Source organism: Faecalicatena contorta, assembly GCF_001404335.1.
GTDB lineage: Bacteria > Bacillota > Clostridia > Lachnospirales > Lachnospiraceae > Faecalicatena > Faecalicatena contortus_B.
Window position 1 is genome coordinate 66,773 of record NZ_CYZU01000013.1, and the last position, 21,543, is coordinate 88,315.

20 protein-coding genes, 2 tRNA genes and 1 riboswitch are annotated in these 21,543 nt (G+C 45.0%); of the genes, 7 read left to right on the forward strand and 15 right to left on the reverse strand.

Going from position 1 to position 21,543, the window contains the following annotated elements; all coding sequences use genetic code 11:
• The first annotated feature begins 89 nt into the window (after window positions 1-89).
• Window positions 90-965 carry a LysR family transcriptional regulator gene (locus ARB69_RS08730; RefSeq protein WP_055152652.1) on the forward strand — a complete coding sequence of 292 codons (876 nt, stop codon included), beginning with the start codon at window positions 90-92 and terminating at the stop codon, window positions 963-965.
• A gap of 99 nt (window positions 966-1,064) precedes the next feature.
• Here the strand turns inward: ARB69_RS08730 and ARB69_RS08735 are convergent, their stop codons facing one another.
• The 5 genes from ARB69_RS08735 to ARB69_RS08755 form a co-directional block, all read right to left on the reverse strand.
• Window positions 1,065-1,367 (reverse strand): DUF6506 family protein, encoded by a 303-nt coding sequence (locus tag ARB69_RS08735; protein WP_050640808.1) that lies wholly within the window; start codon window positions 1,365-1,367, stop codon window positions 1,065-1,067.
• A 245-nt stretch (window positions 1,368-1,612) separates the two neighbouring features.
• Window positions 1,613-2,488 (reverse strand): MBL fold metallo-hydrolase, encoded by an 876-nt coding sequence (locus ARB69_RS08740; protein ID WP_050640809.1) that lies wholly within the window; start codon window positions 2,486-2,488, stop codon window positions 1,613-1,615.
• A gap of 167 nt (window positions 2,489-2,655) precedes the next feature.
• Window positions 2,656-2,726: transfer RNA gene (locus tag ARB69_RS08745), tRNA-Cys, on the reverse strand.
• A gap of 6 nt (window positions 2,727-2,732) precedes the next feature.
• Window positions 2,733-2,804, reverse strand: a tRNA-Glu gene (locus ARB69_RS08750).
• 174 nt (window positions 2,805-2,978) lie between these two features.
• The gene (locus ARB69_RS08755; protein ID WP_055152654.1) at window positions 2,979-4,079 is read right to left on the reverse strand and encodes a DUF3810 domain-containing protein; all 1,101 of its coding nucleotides are present in this window, start codon (window positions 4,077-4,079) and stop codon (window positions 2,979-2,981) included.
• Window positions 4,080-4,374: 295 nt separating this feature from the next.
• Between ARB69_RS08755 and ARB69_RS08760 the strand changes: the two genes are divergently transcribed.
• A complete protein-coding gene (locus tag ARB69_RS08760; protein WP_055152656.1) occupies window positions 4,375-5,004 on the forward strand; it encodes an AAA family ATPase in 630 nt (209 codons plus the stop codon).
• 109 nt (window positions 5,005-5,113) lie between these two features.
• Window positions 5,114-5,662 (forward strand): DUF2284 domain-containing protein, encoded by a 549-nt coding sequence (locus ARB69_RS08765; protein ID WP_055152658.1) that lies wholly within the window; start codon window positions 5,114-5,116, stop codon window positions 5,660-5,662.
• Here ARB69_RS08765 and ARB69_RS26670 read toward each other — a convergent pair.
• From ARB69_RS26670 to ARB69_RS08785, 5 genes are all read right to left on the reverse strand, one after another.
• Entirely contained in the window at window positions 5,659-5,829 is a 171-nt protein-coding gene (locus ARB69_RS26670; RefSeq protein ID WP_154253362.1) for a hypothetical protein, read from the reverse strand. The two genes, ARB69_RS08765 and ARB69_RS26670, sit on opposite strands and share 4 nt — an antisense overlap.
• A gap of 13 nt (window positions 5,830-5,842) precedes the next feature.
• The gene (locus tag ARB69_RS08770) at window positions 5,843-6,886 is read right to left on the reverse strand and encodes a ribonucleotide-diphosphate reductase subunit beta (RefSeq protein ID WP_055152660.1); all 1,044 of its coding nucleotides are present in this window, start codon (window positions 6,884-6,886) and stop codon (window positions 5,843-5,845) included.
• A 27-nt stretch (window positions 6,887-6,913) separates the two neighbouring features.
• The gene (locus tag ARB69_RS08775) at window positions 6,914-9,448 is read right to left on the reverse strand and encodes a ribonucleoside-diphosphate reductase subunit alpha (RefSeq protein ID WP_055152662.1); all 2,535 of its coding nucleotides are present in this window, start codon (window positions 9,446-9,448) and stop codon (window positions 6,914-6,916) included.
• A 355-nt stretch (window positions 9,449-9,803) separates the two neighbouring features.
• A complete protein-coding gene (locus ARB69_RS08780; protein ID WP_050640815.1) occupies window positions 9,804-10,793 on the reverse strand; it encodes an Rpn family recombination-promoting nuclease/putative transposase in 990 nt (329 codons plus the stop codon).
• A 412-nt stretch (window positions 10,794-11,205) separates the two neighbouring features.
• Window positions 11,206-13,419 (reverse strand): NlpC/P60 family protein, encoded by a 2,214-nt coding sequence (locus ARB69_RS08785; protein ID WP_055152664.1) that lies wholly within the window; start codon window positions 13,417-13,419, stop codon window positions 11,206-11,208.
• Between the two features lie 393 nt (window positions 13,420-13,812).
• Window positions 13,813-13,927, forward strand: a riboswitch (FMN riboswitch).
• A gap of 134 nt (window positions 13,928-14,061) precedes the next feature.
• Here ARB69_RS08785 and ribD point away from each other — a divergent pair.
• The 4 genes from ribD to ribE are packed head-to-tail and all read left to right on the forward strand — an operon-like array spanning window position 14,062 to window position 17,485.
• A complete protein-coding gene (gene ribD, locus ARB69_RS08790) occupies window positions 14,062-15,165 on the forward strand; it encodes a bifunctional diaminohydroxyphosphoribosylaminopyrimidine deaminase/5-amino-6-(5-phosphoribosylamino)uracil reductase RibD (RefSeq protein WP_055152666.1) in 1,104 nt (367 codons plus the stop codon).
• Complete coding sequence (locus ARB69_RS08795; RefSeq protein WP_055152668.1) at window positions 15,147-15,782, forward strand: riboflavin synthase; 636 nt, start codon at window positions 15,147-15,149, stop codon at window positions 15,780-15,782. The genes ribD and ARB69_RS08795 overlap by 19 nt, the downstream gene beginning before the upstream one ends.
• A gap of 13 nt (window positions 15,783-15,795) precedes the next feature.
• On the forward strand, window positions 15,796-17,019 hold the full coding sequence (locus tag ARB69_RS08800) for a bifunctional 3,4-dihydroxy-2-butanone-4-phosphate synthase/GTP cyclohydrolase II (RefSeq protein ID WP_025655716.1): 1,224 nt from the start codon (window positions 15,796-15,798) through the stop codon (window positions 17,017-17,019).
• 1 nt (window position 17,020) lies between these two features.
• Complete coding sequence (ribE, locus tag ARB69_RS08805) at window positions 17,021-17,485, forward strand: 6,7-dimethyl-8-ribityllumazine synthase (RefSeq protein ID WP_055152712.1); 465 nt, start codon at window positions 17,021-17,023, stop codon at window positions 17,483-17,485.
• Window positions 17,486-17,592: 107 nt separating this feature from the next.
• Here ribE and ARB69_RS08810 read toward each other — a convergent pair whose 3' ends face one another.
• The 5 genes from ARB69_RS08810 to ARB69_RS08830 all read right to left on the reverse strand — a co-directional run bounded on the left by ARB69_RS08810 (window position 17,593) and on the right by ARB69_RS08830 (window position 21,499).
• A complete protein-coding gene (locus ARB69_RS08810; RefSeq protein ID WP_055152670.1) occupies window positions 17,593-18,267 on the reverse strand; it encodes a Crp/Fnr family transcriptional regulator in 675 nt (224 codons plus the stop codon).
• 17 nt (window positions 18,268-18,284) lie between these two features.
• Window positions 18,285-18,935: a Crp/Fnr family transcriptional regulator gene (locus ARB69_RS08815; protein ID WP_025655714.1), complete on the reverse strand. Its 651-nt coding sequence runs from the start codon at window positions 18,933-18,935 to the stop codon at window positions 18,285-18,287.
• A 122-nt stretch (window positions 18,936-19,057) separates the two neighbouring features.
• Window positions 19,058-19,675 (reverse strand): DUF4125 family protein, encoded by a 618-nt coding sequence (locus ARB69_RS08820; RefSeq protein ID WP_055152672.1) that lies wholly within the window; start codon window positions 19,673-19,675, stop codon window positions 19,058-19,060.
• A gap of 14 nt (window positions 19,676-19,689) precedes the next feature.
• The gene (locus ARB69_RS08825; RefSeq protein ID WP_025655712.1) at window positions 19,690-20,700 is read right to left on the reverse strand and encodes a DUF4037 domain-containing protein; all 1,011 of its coding nucleotides are present in this window, start codon (window positions 20,698-20,700) and stop codon (window positions 19,690-19,692) included.
• Window positions 20,687-21,499, reverse strand: coding sequence for a tetratricopeptide repeat protein (locus ARB69_RS08830; RefSeq protein WP_055152674.1), 813 nt, complete (start codon window positions 21,497-21,499; stop codon window positions 20,687-20,689). The genes ARB69_RS08825 and ARB69_RS08830 overlap by 14 nt, the downstream gene beginning before the upstream one ends.
• Window positions 21,500-21,543: the final 44 nt, after the last annotated feature.

The window sequence follows — 21,543 nt, forward strand, 5'->3', positions numbered from 1 at the left end:
GATTTCATTTTAATGCTATTTATCTGGTGAATCAATTCAACTTGTGTTATAATTCATTCCAGAATGGAATGAATCAAAGGAGAGATCATATGACATTTGAACAATTGGATTATTTTATTGAGATTGTAAAACACAAAACTTTCTTTGACGCGGCAGAATCCTTACATATCTCTCAATCTTCACTTTCCAAACAGATTATAAAGCTTGAAAAAGAATTGGACGTGCAGCTTTTTGACAGAAGTAAAAGAACAGCACATCTGACGGATGCGGGTCAGTTTTTCTATAAAAATTCATTGCCGCTCGCCACTCAGTACCACCAGCTGATGAAACAGCTGAGAACCTATCAGCAATCCAAGCAGCTCAAACTTCACATCGGGATACTGCCGATTCTGAACCAGTATCAGTTTATCCCCCGATTCCGGGAATTTTCCAAGCTCCATCCGGATATTATGATTCATCTTGACGAGCTGGAGGAAAATGAACTTCTGGAAGGTCTTGCAATGGGGAAATACGATGTGATTATCGCAAGAGAAGGCCTTGCCGATACCAAACTGCACCGTACCTGGGAAGTCGCACAGGACGAACTGGTCGTTGTAGTGCCTTCCGGCCACCCGCTTGCCGATAAGCAGGAAATTACCATTCAGGAATGCAGCCAGGAGTCCTTTATTCTGATGAATCCCTACACTACCGTTCACCAGCTCTGTCTCAGGCTGTTCCATAAAAACAAAATCAATCCTCAAATACTGCGCACCGGAAGGGTTGAATCCATTATCAGCTCAATCTCGATCGGAGACGGTATCAGCCTGCTGCCAAAGAAAAACTTTCAGACCTTCCACAGTGAAAATATAGCCGTAATTCCTTTGGTTCCAAAAGTGAACCTTCCCGTCTGCTGCATAAAAAATAAAGCCGAAGAGATTACTCCGGCTTTAAAAGAGTTTATTTTTTATTTGCGGCTATTGCATTAACTTGCGAAACCCATGCCGCCTGCCTCTTACGCACAAAGCGCCTTCAGCACAAAGCTGAAAGCGCTCTTTCTTTTACCCTGGAGTTTCGTGTCGTCAAAACTACTGAAACATTTCGTCACCGCTTTTATATCCGAAAGCCGGATGGCAGTCAAATTTTACTGCTCCTACCGCGATATCCGGGCCAACCGCTTTTTTAACTCTGGCAACACCTTCGTAACCAAACCCTGCGCATAATTCAATTGCTTTACAGCCCTTGGCCGCCATTTCTTTGGCCGCGATTTCTGCTTCCTCATAGTTTTCAACGCCGACCACATTCAAGTTGAGCTCCGCACATGGGATAACTACCTTTTTCATCTCTTCGTTCACGCCCTCTGCTACATAGATAAATGCACATTCAAACATCGGAAGTCTCCTTTCTTAAGTTATATACTGAAGTACGCACAAGGGCACACCGTAACGCATACCCTGTTGGCAGGTTTTCAGCAAAGCTGAAAAATAAAGGATCAAAACACTTCAGCATATGGTTGATTTGTTTCACTGATTTATAAAACTATCATAGTCTTTTACCTGCCGGATGTCAATCAACCTTACAATCCATTTTATCTATGATGTTACTGTTCACGGCCTATAGGCCGTGTATAGTAACTCTATGATTTCCACAACAACTGCCCGTTTTCAAAGAGCACTTCTACCCGCCCCCCGTCCTTTAGCCAGGCTAAATACGACCGTACTGTGCTTCCAACCAGCACATACTGCTCAAAGTTCATAGTAAGTCCATAGCCCAAAAACAGCTTTTGCAACACCTGTTCAAATAAGCATGGCACTTTACAGATCTCTGTAATCCTGTCTGCGATTTCATTTACCTTATCTATGTTCAGCTGGGCCAGCGGCGCAATCTGCTCCACTGCATCTGCGTGCGCAGGGACGAACATCGACGCCTCCATCCTTTTTACCTTTTCCAGGGTATCGAGATAAGCCGCAACATCATAGATAAACCCGATCTGATATTTCTCCAGCGTCTCCCTGCTGGACAGACAGTCTGCAAGATAAACCACGTCATCGGATGTCCTGAATCCCACCATATCAAAGAAATGTCCCGGCAGCGGAATTATGCTCAGTCCTTCCGGCAGGTTTTCTCTCCGCAGATACTCTGCATGACTGGGCTTTGCCATCAAAAACTTGTGCCTTAAGTCCTTTGGCGGATAACCACCATAAAGAAATGCGGGTTCAAGGACAGGGGAATTTGTAAAATCACGTTCGATTCCCGGAGCATAGATCATGCATCCAGTCTGTCCCTGCAGGTACTGATTGCCGCCAATGTGATCTGCATTGGAATGGGTATTATAGACGGCAGTCAGGCGCCAGCCGTTCTTGTCCAGAATCTGCCGGACTTTTCGGCCAGCATCCTTATCGCTTCCACTGTCAATCAGGCAGACCTCCGCCTCATTTAACTTATAAAGCCCAATCTTTGCGGGGCTTTGGATATAATAACTGTTTTTGCCTGCTTGGTTTAATTCGTACATGGCAGTACCTCCACTGTATCGTCAGGATTGTTTGGTTTTAAGCTGCATTGGCATAATCTTAAGATCTCAGGCTTTCCAGCTGATCGGAATGCATCCCGTCCGGTAGGTCTTTCTTTGCCGGAAAACAAAAAAGCCTCGGAAATCTTGAATTTCCGGGCTTTTTCCAGAGGCACAGACCGGATTTGAACCGGTGATCAGGGTGTTGCAGACCCACGCCTTACCGCTTGGCTACTGCGCCTTAGTATGACTCCTACGGGAATCGAACCCGTGTTACCGCCGTGAAAGGGCGATGTCTTAACCGCTTGACCAAGGAGCCATTATCTATTCTATAAGTGCCACCGCTTTTACAGTGACCGTTGTCTATATTATCATAACTCGCCTCAAAAATCAAGCCTTTTGAACAATTTTTCTTTATAAACTATAACAGTTCAGATGGGTCTGCGCATTTGCTGCGCAGACCTGAAAAACACCTTCACCGCCAGTAGAAATTCTACTTCATCCAGTACCCCACAATTAAGTCCACCATCCGGTCATAGCTTTCTACTCCGTCTTCCTGACCGTTTGCCTTGAGATATGTATCGTTCACTTTATTTGACACTTCCGCCACTGCCCCGTCATACTTTGCCCAGAACCGGCTGTTAGCCTGGAGGTCGGCCTCTACACTCTTATCGAGCGCCGTCCTTACCGCCTGCCATGCTTCTGCATCAGCACGTCGCAGTGCATTCATACTATAGATCCAGCCCATAAGGTATCCGCTATACTGAAAGTCCCCTCGTTCGGCATCTTTACACGCAAGAAATGCGATAAAGTTGGCTTCTTCCTCCTGCATAAATCCACGCAGGTGTGACAGTTCATGGCAGGCCGTAAACGGTATATTGTAAGCAGTCATGTCTTTGTTATAATTCGCCTCTACCGTAAATGGAACATAAACACCGGTCAGCCCCTGATAGGAAAGAATCTCTGATACGAGAAGCCCTTTCGGTCTTGGGTAATATCCCTCAAGCGCGGGATACTGGCTGCCCAGCGCTTTCATGGCTTTCACCGCATCTTTTTCCTCCGCACTCTCCAGCAGCATCACCCCGTTCTCGTCCCGTTCCACCTGTCCGGCCCTTGCATTTACTTCCTCAGTCAGCCACAGGCAGGTCTGTTTGAGGTCTTCCACCGTATATGCAGCCGTCTCAATGCCCGATTTTTCAGAGAATGAACCCCGCCTGTAATTAATGCCGCAGTTTGCAACGTATAGAAGCATAAGAACAGAGACCGTCAAAAACAGGCCGGAAGCCCACCGCAGCATGACAGCGCCCCCGCTTCCGCTTCTGGCTGCTTCCACAACCGCATGGATCAGGGAACCCACTGTCAAAAGCACCAGAACGTACAAGCACAATTCAGCCAGTGAACAGGAGAATAATCCGGAAACCCGCCCCACCACAGACACAATCACCGGATAGATGTGGGTAGAATACCATTCAGCCATCCCCGGGGACTGCCCTGAGAGTACAGTAAGAACCGCGCTCACTGCCAGCATAGAACAGCCTGTAAGCATCCGTTTTTCAGTTGTACCGAACTTCCGTTTTCTCCGCGCTCTTCCCATTCCTGCTGCTCCTCTGCAATTATGCTTTATGTACGATTGCCAGAAAAAATATATGATATATAAATCATACTGTATTCGGAAGCAAAAGACAAGATTAGACTTATGAAAGGAGGAGCCGAAATAAAGAGGTAGGTGCAGTCATCCTCCCGCAGTTACTGTACACATCCTAAAGGTATGAGCAGCAGTGGCCCCCTCTCGCAGTCTTTAAATTCATCTTGTTGTTATCTAATAAATTAAGTATAATAAAAGTAGATAGAAAGGACGAACCTAAAATAAGAGAAAGGAGCTGTAGACTATGTCAAAGAATGTAATGATCACGATAGGCAGGGAATTTGGAAGTGGCGGGCGCGAAATAGGTGCGCGGCTTGCGGAGCGGTTGAATTTACCATTATATGATAAAAATCTTGTTGAACTTGCAGCAGAAAAAATAGGCATCAGCGAAGAGAGGGCTAATTCCGTGGATGAAACTGCATTGAACGGATTTTTAACAACATACGCATACCCGCCGGGAACTATGATGGACTATGTTGGACGAGTAGATTACCAACAGCCTTTGACTGACAAAATGTTCTATGTACAGTGTAATTTGATTCGCGAACTGGCACAAAAGGGACCGGCTGTATTTATTGGAAGATGTGCGGATTATGTGCTGCGGGAACAGGCGGAATGCCTGAATGTTTTCATCTGTGCCGACAAGGCATACAGGGTAAAGAGAACCATGGAACTCTACGGACTGACTGAACGGAAGGCCGCCGATAAGATGAAAAAGATTGACAGAGAACGCCGTTATTACTATGAGACATATACCGGAAATGAATGGGATGCTGTCAGTTCTCATGATATGATCCTGAACATAAGCAATCTAGGGATGGACCGGGCAGTCAGGTATCTGGAACTGATTTATAAGGGAATGACCGGTGAATAAATTACCACAGGCACAGTTATTACAACAGCGCTACTGTCAAAAATGTAACATCCGGCCATATTCACATACTGCCGGGTCAATAAAAGTTAATTGAAAGGAATCACCAATCATGTCAGAAGAAAAAACATTTTGCCACATACCGGGAGAGTCCCAGTTAAAAGAAATCGGTATCTACCAATATGGTTTCATATCAACCACCGACATCCTGTTTCAGGAAGAAGTCCGCAGAATCTGCCAGTCAAACGGCTGCGGCCAATACGGAAAATCCTGGGCCTGTCCCCCTGCCGTAGGCACCGTCAGCGAATGCAAAGCACGGTGTCTGGCATTTGAAAACGGCATGGTATTCACCGGAAAATACGACCTGGAAGATTCCTTCGATGTGGAAGGAATGCAGGAAGGCCACAAAGAATTCGAACAAGTATCCGCAAGACTGCGCGGACTCCTTGGCAGCAGCTTCCCCTACCTTCTGCTCTCCAACGAAGGTTGTATCCACTGCGAGACCTGCACATACCCCGACGCCCCCTGCCGCATGCCCGGAACCCTCACCCCCGCTGTAGAAGGCTTCGGAATCAACGTCCAGCACCTCTCCAGGACAGCCAAAGTCCGCTACATAAACGGCCCCAACACAGTAACCTACTTCGGCCTCCTGCTATTTTAGACCCCCTGTTCCAGCCCAAAACACACCCCATTTCCATCACCATCCGCTGCCTCCGTCAGCTCTCGCCGCATAAAGTTCTTCCGCCTGGATGCACCAAGCCTGTATGGAATGTGCCTCCTGCCGTAGCCCGGGAAGTTTCCCGGACTGCGGCAGAAGGCACACTCCATACAGGCGCCCCTCCTAAAGATCATCCACAAGCGCGCTGCTCTTAGCATAAGCCGTGCTCCGAGCCTCGAAGAAGTCAGTCTTTATCATATTAGCATTCGAAAACTGACTGACCCAGGCCATGCTTTGCGGTTCTTTCTCATGCCCTTCGTAAATAGGATCCAGCTCCAGACCTCTACACCGCAGGTTCCCCAGATACTGGATATAATCCGTGATCATATCCCGGTTCAGCCCCTGTATATCATCCCCGATCACATAATGCCCCCAGCGGATCTCCTGCTCGCAGCCCTCCTGGATCATACTACGGTAAATTTTTGTTCTCTCCGGAGTAAACAGCCATGGCTCCTCTTTTTTCAGTTCCATCAAAATACTACGGAACAGCCACAGATGGGTGTTCTCATCCCGGTTAATATATCGGATCTCCTGCACAGATCCTGGCATCCTCCTGTTCCTGCCAAGATTATAAAAGAACATAAACCCGCTGTAGAAATACACCCCTTCCAGAATATAATTGGCAATTAGGGTACATGCCAGCATTTCCGGGCTTTTTTCCTCCTGAAATGCATTATAAAGTTTTCCGATGAATTCATTTCTTTCCAGCAGATGCCGGTCTTCCTTCCACTGATAGAGTACGGCATTGCGTTCCTGCGGTTCACAGATCGTGTCCAGCATATAACTATAGCTCTGGCTGTGCACCGCCTCCTGAAATGTCTGGATAGACAGACACAGGTTCACCTCATTTGCAGTAATGTATTCTCCGATATTCGGCAGATTCGCAGTCTGGATACTGTCCAGGAATATCAGGAAGGACAGGATCTTATCATAAGCCCTGCGCTCTGCAGCAGGAAGCATTTTATAATCCTTGATGTCAACGCTCAGATTGATTTCCTCCGGCACCCAGAAATTATTCATAGCCTGGCGGTACCAGTCGCTGACCCAATTATACTTCATATGATTAAAATCATTCAGATTGGTAGTATTTCCCCCAATCATTTTTCGTTTTGTAACTTCGATATCTCCCTCCGGATTAAAGAGTGGTTTCTTAACTAGTTCTGACATGTCAGCCTCCTGATTTCAACATTGTTCTTAAGAAGAGCAAACCTCACATTCCTCAACTTCAAGGCTTCTGGAGCGAATATAGTAAATCGTCTTCACCCCTTCTTCCCATGCCTGCAGATACAGATTCAAAACTCCGCGGAAGGTGTACTCATTCGTAATATAAAGGTTCATACTCTGTGCCTGGTCAATATGCCTCTGCCGGATGCCGCAGGCCCGCACAGACCAGGACTGGTCTATTAAATGTGCATTTTTATAATACCAGAATGTCTCCATCGAAAGTTCTGGTGCAACTCTCGGCATCAGCCCGTTTTTCTTCTCCTCCAGAAAATAACGGTTCATCACAGGATCCAGACCTGCCGTCGTCCCGGCTATAATGCTGGTACTGCTGGTCGGTGCCGCTGCCAGAAGATAGCCGTTTCTCAGTCCCTGTGCCGCCACCCTGTCTGCAAGCTTCTTCCACCTTTCATCTATCAGATTTCTCTGCCGGAAATACGCCCCTGTCTGCCACTCACTTCCCTCAAAATAGGCGTAGCTGCCTTTTTCCTTTGCAATATTACTGCTGGCCTCTAATGCAGCATAGTGAATATCCGCAAAAACCTTTTCTGCAAAATCCAGATGTTCCTGGCTTTCCCAGCGAATCCCATGCTTTGCAAGCATATGCTGGTATCCGCTGACGCCGAGACCGATCGGACGATATCTGAGATTATTAATCCGGGCATAGGGCACTGGAAAGAAATTCAGGTCAATCACGTTATCCAAAGCACGTACAGCGCTCTCGGTAATGTAAGACAATTCCTCATAGTTCTCCACCTGTATATGCCCCAATGACAGGCTGGCAAGATTGCACACTACAAACTCGCCTGGTTTTGTCACCGTCACGACAACGGTCTCACCGTCTACTTCCTCGGTCCGCTGCTCTTCCAGCTCTATCGCGCTCATATTCTGGGCGATCTCCGTACATAGGTTGCTGCAGTAAATCATACCTTTATGCCGGTTTGGGTTGGCTCTGTTCACCGTATCCCGGTTGAAAGCAAAGGGCGTCCCGGTCTCCACTGCACTGCGGATAATCAGCCGAAGCACATCTTTTATCGGTATGACCCGCTTGCGGATCCGTTCATCCCGCACACAGTCCAGGTACTTTTCCTCCCATTCCTCCCCAAAAGCATCTTCCAGGGCATATCCTTTAATAGTCAGTATCTCATGGGGGCACATAAGATACCAGTCACTGTCTATATGATCCCGTACCTGCTTCCAGAAATAATCCGGATAGCAGACTGCTGGAAATACATCGTGAGCCTTCATCCGTTCATCGCCGTTATTTGTCCTCAGATTTAAAAATTCCGGCAGGTCTCTGTGCCACACATCCAGATAAACCGCCACGGCCCCTTGCCGGACCCCAAGCTGGTCCACCGCCACAGCCGTATCATTAGCGAGCCGTATCCAGCGGATCACACCGCCTGCAGCGCCCTCAAATCCGCGGATAGAGCTTCCGCTTGCCCGGACTTTGCCAAAATACATGCCCATCCCTCCGCCGTATTTACTAACCTTAGCAAAGTTATCAATACTGCGGTAAATTCCATCCAGACTGTCCGGCACTGTGTCAATAAAACAGGAGGACAACTGGTGGTACGGCTTTCTCGCATTAGAAAGCGTCGGCGTTGCCATCGTCACTTTAAGCGTACTGAGCATATCATAGAAACGCCTGACCCAGATGCTTCTGTCTTTCTTCTCTTTCATCGCCAGATGCATTGCAATTCCCATGAACATTTCCTGGGGTGCCTCCAGCGGTTCCCCCGTCCTGCTGCAGATGGTATATCTCCCAAGCAGCAGCTCCAGACTGGAAAATGTAAACAGATCATTCCTTTTCTTACAAAGCCATGTCTCAAACTCCCCGATCTCTTCCTGGGAATAATTTTCTAATATATATTTTCCATAAAGCCCCTGTTCCGTAAGCCAGCATATTTTTTCATAAAAGCTGTGAATATGAAATGCCTGCATCTGCCTGTCCAGCTGAAGATCAAAACTGAGCATTCTGATCCTGGCAGCAATCATCTCCCACTTTGGCGCCTCCTGTGTCGTCAGCTCCGCACATGCTTTTACGAGTACAGCCAGCTTTTCCAGATCCGTCAGCCCATGGCTTAAAAGCGCCTGAAATCTGGCATTCAGCTGCTCCAGCTCGTATTCCTCCTGAATAAATTCCTTCTGAATGCCGGCCAATACGCCTGTAACTCCGGGAATACTTTCTAGTTCTGCCGCAATCCGCTGGCGGGATATCCTTCGTCTCGCCCTCCCCTCCCGGTACAGGATATAGCTCTTCAGTTCCCTGTAATAATTCTCCTCCATCAGAGTCCGTTCAACAAAATCCTGAATTTCCTCCACCGATATGGGCCGTTCTCCTGCATTTACATCGACCGGAAACTTCGACTCAATTCTATTCAGAAGCCTGTTGCTTTCTGATTCTTCAATAGAACTGCCCACACTGGAAAAGGCACGCCCTATCGCATTTTTAATTTTCTCCGGGTCATACACAGCCAGAGCTGCATCTCTCTTATAAATCTTCATAGAATTTCCAAGCCTTTCACACCAAATATTTTCACACACTTATACAATCTATTGTGCCATGTAAAACATATTACCACAACATATCGTTGTTAGCAATATACAGATTCTTACATTGTGAGACGAATAGTAACAGTTCAGGCAGGCCTGAACTGTTACGGCGAATGTTGCAATCCACGTTTGGTTATTTCACAGAGTACGACTACATCTTGGAATTAGTTTTCTTGCTGAAGGAGAATTCTATTCGGAATACTTAAGATTTGGTAGCGATTTTTCTTGTAAAAGAAAACTTTATAAGAATCGGTATATAATTGGTATGTATGATCAGATGTTGCCAGAGAGATACCCTATATGCCCTCTAAGATATCATTTTGCAGTAATCCAAAGCTTGTTCAGGGGTTATTAAGAACCTCTTTACCAGCTTAATTCTTATCTTTTCGTCGCTAAAGCCTTCTTCTCGATAATCTGCGATAAACGCTTTAATTCCTTGATGTATCCCCTGTTCTACTCCTTGTTGTATCCCTTGTTCTACTCCTTTTTTTACACCATCCTGATATAAGTCATCCAATGCCTTACACATATCTATCCCTCCTGTTTTTTCTTCCATCTCTTTTAAACTGCCCTCTGAACCAAGCAATACCCTCAGTGCATTGTAAGAATCCTCTTCTATATTTTTAAAATACTTCAGATTCTTTTCCACAAAATTAAGCAACTCTTCCTTGCTTTTTCTATATTTTAGCATTCCGAAAACGATCTGTAAATCAGTTTGAAAACACATTAGCCCGTCCAGCTTTCTTGGATCAATCAGATTAATTTTGTAATTAGGCACATATCTTTTCAGTAACTGATATTCTTCTCTGTCTATCCCAAGCAGTCCATGTAATTCCCTGTTTGCATCCCATTCTTTTTCACCATAATAAAAGATTACCGTTATGACAGGTGTCAATAAATCTGTTCGATTCAGCCCCGAAAGAAATTCCGCAGGGCTTTCAAAGGTCCTGTCTTTTCTCCTCATTTTCCTTATTTCATTCACTTGGTCCGCATAACTCAAGGCATCATACAACATTGTGCGCACAGGCATTGCATAGTGGATTTCCTCCTGGTTTTCACATGCCAACACGACAATCCTAGTTTGATTCTCCGTTGTCATTATGATGTCCCGGTATCTTTGGACTGCAATCTCTTTACCGTCTGATTTTCGAATCATTATTCTCTGCTCTTTGTCTTCAGCCCGCAGACTATCCCCCGAAAAAATCTGCTTTCCATGAAACAGCGAGCCGTTTATCAAATCGGCAAATCGCTCTTTATTAGAAAGCCAGCGTTTCATATATACATCACTTTTTCCCATATTTTATCTCCTGGTCTGATTTTTCTGTATAAAAATAACATTATATTCTCGTAATTTCTATTCAGCCCATAAGCACCACCTGTTTCTGCCTGTATACGCCTTTATTCTTTTTTCAAACATTGAATATTAGGACGAATTTGTCCAAAAGAATGAAATTCTTCATTATGATTAGATATAAAGAATGTTTGAAATGCACCCGGTCATTATTCCTCCGAATGCATTTAATTTAACACGGTATGAGTGTTAATTCAAGAAAATTTTTATTAAATTTTTTATGCTATCTTCAACAAACCCAAAATACTCCCAGTCTGGAAGACAGATCAATTAAAATACTAATCTGTCTGCCCGGCTGGGAGCAGGTTTTTATCTCTCTCACCCGCAGAAAAAATGATAAGATCCCCTTAGGCATCCTTTATTTCACCAAATACACATCCGCCTGATTCACGCCCATACTAAGAGCCCTGTCATGGTCATTGACATAAATATCAATATGGTTCCCTTTCACCGCGCCTCCGCAGTCCTCCGCAGTGAATACATGTCCCCCAATAATAACCTGAGTTCCATAAGGAATCACGCTCGGATCTACCGCAATCGTCTGTCCTTCCACAACCGGAGTTCCCGTTGCTGTAATACCGGTCTCCACGTCACAGCATATCTCACAGGAACAATAATAAGTCAGCTGGTAATCTCCCAGATACTCTCCATACATATCGTCTGTGGCATTCACTTCGCCAATACTGCTGGCAAAACCGCCGCCCACACTGTCATCCAGGACTTTAACCGCCCACACTGCCTCGGATGTATCCACATTCCCCTGGACGATTCCATAATCTGATCCCATGGCCTCAACAGTTTTTCCGTCTCCCGCATAGATCACGACATGATGAATATAACCGTTCTTTGCATAGAATATCAGATCTCCTGGCTGTGCATCCTCCACGGCAATCTTGGTTCCATACTGTGCCTGATCCTCCGCCACTCTCGGCAGGCTGTATCCGTATTCCTTATAAATACTCTGTACGAACCCGGAGCAGTCTGCACCTTCTGTCAGGCTGGTTCCGCCCCAGACATAAGGATTGCCGATAAACTGTGAGGCAAACTCTAAAACAGACTGTCTGACACTGCTGCCGGGAACCCCTGATTTTACTGAAGTCAATGTGTAATAACAGGCCTTGTTCTTTTCCGGTTCAATAATCTCGCTGGCAGTCGGGAAGTTCTCTTCTCCCTTCTCCTCCACAGTCCTATTCACTTCATTCCCTGTCTTAAGATACTTTTTATTTACAAATCCTCTCACATCGCCGGATTCAATATAAACCCACTCTTCATTCTCATCTGCAAGCACATAGCACAGGCTGTCTGCCTTCAGCGTCCCTACAATCCGGGTATTCGTATCTTTGCCTTCTCTAACGTTGAGCAGTCCGATGGTTGTCAGTGCATACTTCTTGTCAATAACGGTCCTGTTCACCGTTGAATGTGTATGTAAAAACGCATTGTTCTCACTCTGGGAAATCAGCTCCTTCGCAACAGAAACCACGCTTTCTATTCCGGTATACTTTGTCTTTGTTCTCTCGGCCTTTTTCTTCGCCCTGTCCTGATACTTTGTTAAAAGCTTCTGTGCATCCTCTCCGCGCAGAACCTCATCCGCTTTCACAAAACCGCGAACCGTGCCTGATTCCACATACAGCCAGCCGTCTTCCTCTTCCTGAAGTACATACAGAAGTCCGTTTGTGTTCAAAGAGCCAACGGCTCTTGCATCCTCTGTCATCTCTTCACGCACGGATAACTTAGCTTTTGCAAAGGCATACCTTCTTGCCACCGTCCAGAACCTGAAGTCCTTCTTTATCTCGGGAAGTTTAATAATCTGCTGGCCGGCAATTAACGCTTGATTTGTAGAATGCTCCTGCGCAGCAGGTGACTCCTTGGCATCTTCGGGCTGCTTGCCTTCACTCCCTTCTTGGCCGCCAGTTTCTCCGGAATCGGATGGTTTCTGTGTATCTCCATTCTCCTGGTCTGATCCATTCTGACTGCCCCCGGTATTTCCATTGTCGGATGTGCTGCCATTCTCTTCTTTATCCCCGTTGTCTTTTCCGTCTTCGCCATCATTACCCGGCTTGTCCGGTGTATTCTCACCCGGTTTATCGGTCGTATTATCCCCTGGTTTCTCCGGTGTGCTGTCACCTGGCTTGTCCGGCGTATTATCCCCCGGCTGATCAGAAACGTCACCGCCTGGATTCTCCCCGGGCTTTTCTTCCACCCGCTCTCCCGTAACCGGATCTACCTTCTGCCCTGTCTTGCTGTCGTATAAAAACTTCGTCTCCTCATCCTGGTAAACGGAGCCATCCTCCAGCATTTTGAGAACTTCTTCCGAGATATCTACCATGGTTTCACTTCCGTCAACTGCCGCTGCCTGGCGGATCTCTTCGGGCTGTTCTGTGTCGTTTGGCTGTTCTGTGTCGTTTGGCTGTTCTGTGTCTTCCGAACGCGCGCCGTCCTGTCCCGCTCCTGCTTCCTGCTGTAACGGATCGTTCAGGCCTGTGTCGGCTGCCATAACGGATGCCGGCTGTACAGCCATCATTCCTGCCGACAAGACAACTGCCAGCATTCTTTTGTACTCTTTTGCTTTCATTCTAATTATTCCTCCCGCAAATTCACTGCAATTCTCTATAGGTCTCATACCTCTGCGTAATCATCATTCTCCCGGCTATGGCAGCCCCCCTAAAACTTCCAACGCCGTCCGCCTGTTAAGGCAGAAACTCGCAAAAAAGAGCTTTGCTCTGTATCTTCCTTGTATCTATCTCCTATGAGATCATTATTCTTATATTGTACTCCCTGGCGGGAATGAATGCAATCATATTTTCCCCTCATTACTGTGCAATTTTTTTATTTCTTCTCGGCATTACTGCTTATTCAATTTTGGAATCATCATACGATAAATTGGAATACCCTATTTCCTCTAAATTCCATAAACTATATTGACAGTTCGTACCTGCCCCACTATAATAAATTTAATTGAATAACAAACTATCTTCAGGGCAGGGTGCAATTCCCTACCGGTGGTACAGCCCACGAGCCGCAAGGTATGATTCGGTGCAACTCCGAAGCCGACAGTAAAGTCTGGATAAAAGAAGATGAAAAGTAAACATGCTTTTTATATACTCTGAGATGATTCTATCATTTCAGAGTTTTTTGTTTAGATCGCATAAATTACCTTTTTAAATGTCTTGGATAGATTTTATTCAAGGCATTTATTTTTTTCGGAGGTGATGATATGGATAATTTAAAACACATGCAATCCGCATTGGCGCTTGCAAAAAAGGGCTGTGGGTTCGTGAATCCGAATCCAATGGTCGGGGCTGTTATTGTAAAGAACGGCAAGGTGATCGGGCAGGGCTGGCATGAATACTTCGGGGGGCCGCATGCTGAAAGAAATGCCCTTCGTAACTGTACGGATTCTCCGGAAGGGGCCGTCCTGTACGTAACCCTGGAGCCCTGCTGCCACTACGGGAAAACTCCCCCCTGCACCGAGGCCATAATCCGCAGTGGAATAGCAAAAGTGGTGATCGGCACGCTGGATCCCAATCCGGTCATGGCAGGAAAAAGTGTTGAGATCTTACAAAACAATCAGATCCAGGTTGAGGTTGGCGTTCTGGAAGAAGACTGCAGAAAACTGATAAAGGTATTCCGCAAATTCATAACAACAAAAAATCCCTTTGTCCTAATGAAATACGCTATGACAATGGATGGAAAAATCGCCACTTACACCAAACGCTCAAAATGGATAACCGGCAAGGAGGCCAGACAGCGGGTGCATCAGACAAGGCATGCTTTTTCAGCAATTATGGTGGGCGTGAATACGGTCATATATGATAATCCATCGTTAACCTGCCGTCTGGAAAATGGCAGGAGTCCGGCCCGGATCATTTGTGACACACACCTGCGGACTCCCCTGGAATCAAATGTTGTCCAGACAGCCGGTTCCGTCACAACCTTTCTGGCTACCAGCAGCAAAGATGAAGGGAAACGGAGACAATACCTGGAAAAAAACTGCGCACTGATAGACGTGAAGGAAATAGACGGCCATATAGACCTTACAGACCTTATGGCTGACCTGGGCAGCCGAAATATTGACAGTGTTCTCTTAGAGGGCGGCAGTACTTTAAACTGGAGCGCCTTAGACCAAAAGATCGTGGATGAGACAGAGATTTATATCGCCCCCAAACTTTTCGGCGGTGCAGCCAGCACTCCTGTGGGTGGAAACGGCGTTGCTTTTCCGAACGAAGCTTTTCAGCTAAAAACGTCTTCTGTTTCTCAGATCGGGGATGATTTTCTTATCGAAAGTGAGGTGATATATCCATGTTCACTGGAATCATAGAGGAAGTTGGGAATATTTCCGGTATACATAAAAAGGGGAATTCTGTCCGATTGATTATCTATGCAAAAACAATCCTGGAAGATATCAAAACCGGAGACAGTATCGCTGTGAACGGCATCTGCCTGACTGCCGCTGCTCATGAGGCATCCTCGTTTACCGCAGATGTCATGCACGAAACGCTAAGCAGGACGGCCCTCTCCGGCCTGAAGCAGGGAAGTCCCGTTAATCTGGAAAGAGCAATGCCGGCAGGCGGGCGGTTTGGCGGACATATCGTTACAGGCCATATTGACGGCACAGGGACTATTTCTAAAATTCAAAAGGATACGATTGCTGTATGGTACACAATTCAGACAACCGATAAAATCGCGCGGTACATTATTGAAAAAGGTTCTATTGCGATAGACGGGATCAGTCTTACGGTTGCAGCGGTATCCGGAAACAGTTTTCGTGTCTCTGTGATCCCCCATACTCTGGCACATACAGCACTAATCACAAAAAGGAACGGCGATACCGTCAATCTTGAGAATAACTGTATCGGTAAATATGTGGAGAAGCTTCTGGGCAAAGAAGATACATCTATGATAACAAAAGAGTTTCTACTTAAAAATGGATATTAGGAGGGCATTCAAAATGAAGCTGGATTCAATAAAAAAAGCGGTCGAAACATTACAGGCAGGAAAATTAATTCTCGTCATGGACGATGAAGACAGAGAAAATGAGGGCGATCTTATATGTGCAGCCGAGTACGCAACAACAGAAAATGTTAACTTTATGGCGAGCTTTGCAAAGGGATTAATTTGCATGCCAATGAGCAGAGAAATTGCAGAGCGGCTTATGCTGCCCCCTATGGTTGAGAAAAATTCAGATAACCACGATACTGCTTTCACAGTATCCATTGACCACAAAGATACCACCACCGGCATTTCCGCCGGGGAAAGAGGTTTTACTGCCCGCATGTGTGTATCAGAGCATGCCTCTGCAGCAGATTTCCGCCGTCCCGGCCATATGTTTCCTCTAATAGCAAAAGAGGGCGGAATTTTAGCGAGAAACGGACACACAGAGGCAACTGTTGACCTTATGCGTCTGGCTGGTTTGAAAGAATGCGGGCTTTGCTGCGAAATCATGAGAGACAACGGGGAGATGATGAGAACTTCTGAGTTGAAAAAGTTCGCGGAAAAATACAGTCTGCCATACATTACAATTAAAGAATTACAGGAGTATAGAAAAACAAAAGAAGTTTTGGTAGAATGTGTCTCCGTTACAAGTATGCCCACAAAATATGGGGATTTCACCGCTTACTGTTATGTCAACAAGTTAACCAGGGAACACCATATGGCCCTGGTAATGGGCGATATATCAAGCGGAAATGACATATTATGCCGTGTTCATTCAGAGTGCCTGACTGGTGATGTATTTGGCTCGCTGCGCTGCGACTGCGGGCAGCAATTGGATCAGGCAATGAGAATGATTGCGGAAAAAGGAACCGGCGTGCTACTGTATATGCGGCAGGAAGGACGGGGAATCGGCCTAGTTAATAAAATGAAGGCATATCAATTACAGGAGAATGGATTAGATACCATAGATGCCAACCTTGCATTAGGATTCCAGGGAGATCTTAGAGAATATTATACCGGGGCACAGATTCTGCGCGATTTAGGTATTAAATCCCTAAATCTGCTGACAAACAATCCGGATAAAGTATATCAGCTTGAGGATTACGGAATATCCATTACGAAGCAGCTTCCGATAGAAATCGAGGCAACCGAATATGACCGGTTCTATTTAAAGACAAAGCAAACACGTATGGGACACACATTAAACATCGAGGAGGGAAAATCATATGGGCATAAATAACATAAAAACATATGAAGGAAAGTTAGTTTCTGAAAATATTAAAGTAGGCATTGTAGCGGCAAGATTCAACGAGTTTATTACATCCAGGCTGCTGGCCGGAGCAATCGATGGATTAAGACGCGAAAATGTAAAAGAAAACGATATAGAAATTGCATGGGTGCCTGGCGCTTTTGAGATTCCCCTGATCGCCTCAAAAATGGCCAAAAGTAAACGGTATGACGCCATAATTTGTTTAGGGGCAGTCATCCGGGGAAGCACCAGCCATTATGATTATGTATGCAGCGAGGTTTCAAAGGGCATCGCACATGCAAGCCTGGCCAGCGATATTCCCGTCATGTTTGGTGTTCTTACAACTGATACAATCGAACAGGCGATAGAACGTGCAGGTACAAAGGCTGGCAATAAGGGATTCGAATGTGCGCAGGGAGCAATCGAAATGGTGAATTTGATCCGCTCTATGGATTAGAATTGTGCAAAAATGTCCGTACAGCAAAAGTTTATAGCTGTACGGACATTTAACCGCAAAATTTATCGTATATCTTTCCTTTTTATTATTTTGAAATAATCTCTCAGCTACGCCTCATCCTCACTGTTCTTCATATATTTTATCATCTGATCGGCCACATTTTCCAGATATGCCCTGTCCATGATCCGATATCCTGAGTCTAGTTTTTCTATACATCCACTCTCTTCAAAACGGTATAGAATATTATATATTCCTCTTCTGCTAATCCCCAGATTTTCACAGATATTATAGATACTTTTATACTTAAAAATATCGCCGCTGGAATGCTTCAATATATAATGTGCCAGGATTTCATTCTCGCCGAAAAGGCTTCTCGCGAGAATATTTTTATACATCACATAGACACGCTTACTTGTTTTCTGGTAAAACATCACTAAAAACTCATCATTCTGCATCAACTCATCCATAAGAGACTTTTTCAATACCAGCACTTTTGCATTTGTCTCCGCCACACCGGAGCATTGAAAATCCGCATTATGAATACTGCTGATGGGTCCCACAAAGTTGTCCGCATCCAATATATCAACAATCAGCTTTTTGCCATTATATGAGATGTTTTCTACTTTAATAAGCCCGTCAAAAATATAGAACAAATTGCCAGTTTTTCGTTCAGCCCTGAATAAATATTCCCCCTTCTTTAACTCTAATATTGGAATTACCGGTAAATAATCTTTAATATGTTCATAGATCATAGTATTCTTGATCATGCTGTGATTATCCAAGTTTTTAATCCCCTCTTCTAAAGCATGTACTCTATGACGTGTTTCCCCTGATCCTCCAATGCTTCCCTGTCCTTAATATATATGTAATTATCATCTTTCTCTAAAGTTCCGTCTTTTATCAGATCATTCAATGTGTTATACAGGCTCCTCCTGCTAAAGCCTAAAAACTCGCACAGCGCGTTCATATTTGGACAGACCATTCTGTCTTTTTTAGAATTTGAAAGAATGTAGCTTGCTAATATCTCTTTCTGGCTGTACATGCTGTTCATAAGCATACGTTTGTACATATGATAAACCCTTTGGCTCATCTTATAATAGAATGCCTTGGCAAATCGGACGTCATTTAACAACTTTTCAAATATCTCATCGTTAAATTCCAGTAACATCGTATCTTTTACAGCCCATGACTCACAATTCAAATATTCTTCATATACGTCGCTCAAATCGCCGGCAAACCAATCCTCACCGATTTCATCCACCCAGATTTTCCTGCTGCCTACATTGTTCCAGACTCTTATTTGACCGTTTAATATGTAATATTTGTTCGGTGTCCCATCCCGGGATGAACGTCGTTTCGTAATATACTCACCTTTTTTTACCTTAATAACCGGAATCTGCTCCATGTAACCTTCAATAGAATCATAAATGGCGATTTGTTCCAACTTCATAAGCTCACTCTCCTTTCACTGTAGTTTTACATTATTTCACATAAACAGAGGTAGTAAACTTTTCACACTTTTTATCAATTTGTACATTTTTTGCTAATTAACTGTTAATTTTTCATTAATTTTCACAATTTTTTCTCAATAGTTAATGCTTTTTCCACTTCATCTATAGAACCATATCCCTGCAGGACTGCCATATTCTTCCTGACAACATTTGTCAGATTCAGCCCCTTCTGCACACATTCTTCCAGAAATGCTGCGTATAATATAATAGTATTCTCACCATAGGTAGATAATTCACCTTTGAGATAAGTTTCTATAGAAGTTGTATACCCATTTTCTTCTGAAGTGTATGTAGGCCGCCCCTGTCCCGCATATGCAGGATATCTGCGCTTAAAATCTTCCGCCCATTGGAGCTGTATATCCGCAATGTGATCGATCAGGCGCCGCTTTTTCTCCGAAATCTTTGGAAGCACGCTTTTTAGCTCTTCAAACCGCTCCGGCATAGTGTCCTTCATCATAAACGCATATTTTTCAAACAGCAGATTACGCCCATTCGCTTTTGCCTTCATCAAATCCATATAATAGCTGTCTGTAATCTCTTTTGGCCAGGCCATAAACTGGCTTTTCCGCATAATATAAAACTCCTGCCAATTATCCTGGCAGTCCGCACGGCCTCCCTCATTTTTCACAAGCTGAAACTGACGCCATTCCTCTTTGATAATATCGTCTATGCTTACCATAATATCATCCTCTCTTATGATGCCATTACAGGAAGGGAACGTATCGTATCGTCCTTAATACGATGCCTTGCTGCATAGGCATGTTCTTCCAGGTAATCGGATGAGCTGTTGCTGATTCCCTGATTCTTCATTTCCTCGATAACAAGAGCGCAGATGTCTTCTATCATAACGATCACTTTGTCGTTCCTGTTCAGCTCAATCTGGTAGGTATTCCATTCGTTTGTATACCAGCTGCCTCTGTTCGGCCCCACATCCACAAGCTTTTTCAGGATTGTCCTGACTTCAGTCAGCTTATCCATTCCTTTCATCCCCTTCCACATCCATTTATAGTAAGGGGTATATTTTTTGTTCAACAGATACACCATGGATATGGCTGCACGAATAAATTCAGACAAGGCAAGAACTGCCGCTACGGTGTCGTGCCTTCTCATCATCCTGCTGTAATTGCACTGGCCTGAGTGCGCCATGGTAATCGCGCGGGCCGCTATCTTCTTCAGACGGATATCTTCCGGATAATATCCCAGCAGCTGTTCGCGTATACCCGTAAATTCTCCCAGATTATCCTCAAACACCTTACCGTTGGTTGCCACTGCCAGATAATGTTCCGGTATGATCAGCCAGTCCGGCAGTTTTTCTGGAACTCCTCTTGCCCCAAGGAATTTCCGGTAGAATTTATCAATCTCTAAAACGCCTCTGCGCCCTTCCGCCTCGGTCCGGTGAGTCTTGGCGGAGATCCCGCCGTACTCCTTGGGAAGCGCGTCGTATATTTCGCTCATCTCCTCTCCAATTACTTCATAATCCTTCTTGGTCAGCCAAATACAGAAGCTAGGTCCGTAATCATGATCCATGGAAATCATATCGTCATATCCAAAGCACTCGGAACCTTCGCCCACCAGGCCCACGGCGATCTTATCCATATAAGCAGGAAATAATTCCTCTAATACAGGCCTTCCGATCGTTTCATAATATTCCTGGGAGAGCTCCAGCCCCTTCTTCTCAAGCTGCAGACCATTACTTTGTACCATTTTCCAATTTCCTCCTGATCGCATTGTAGTTTTCTACAAGACGTTTATAATCGGAATTTTCCCCATAATGCTTCTTTGTCTCTTTCATAGCTTTTTCATACATTGCAAGAGAGCCTTCCAGATCTTTGCTTAAATACGCCGTATATGCCTTCATGGCAAGCACGCCGCAGTAGTGCGGACTATTATCGCATTCCTTTTCAAAAAGCTCTACAGCCTGATCCAGATAGGACTGCACACGCTCAAAATCCGGCTGTTCCACCCTGAGAAATGCACCTGCCAAATTCCCATATACTGTTGCCCGTTCGTCTGCTGAATTCGGTACCTGTTCCAGTACTTTTACGGCTTGTTCACCATACTTCACAGCGTCCTGAAGTCTGCCTGCCTCCAATGATGCTACTGACATATTATTATAAAGACCGCCAAGACGATAGTCAACTTCTAAATTTTCCCGCTTATATACTTTTTCTACCTGAAGATAAAGTTCCATGGCCTTGTCTACCTGCCCGGACGCACGGTAGATATTTGCTATATTCAGATAAGTCGTCATTCCTGCCAGTGTCTCATCTAGTTTATGCTGCATAACAATCTCTAATGCCTCATAAGCATATTCCCATGCCTGATCCAGATGGCTGATACTTCTGTAATATCCCATCAGCTCGTTTAGTATGGTAAGCTGTGATGCCCAATCGCTCTCCGAATGGGCCGTCTTCAGGGAGTTTTCCAGATAATCACAGGCCTCTTTAGATTTTCCTTTTGCAAAAAGTTCGTCTGATTTTTCAAGTATCTTTTTTATCTCCATATTTCCCCTTCTTTCTAAAAAAGCGATGAAATCCGGATTCCTCC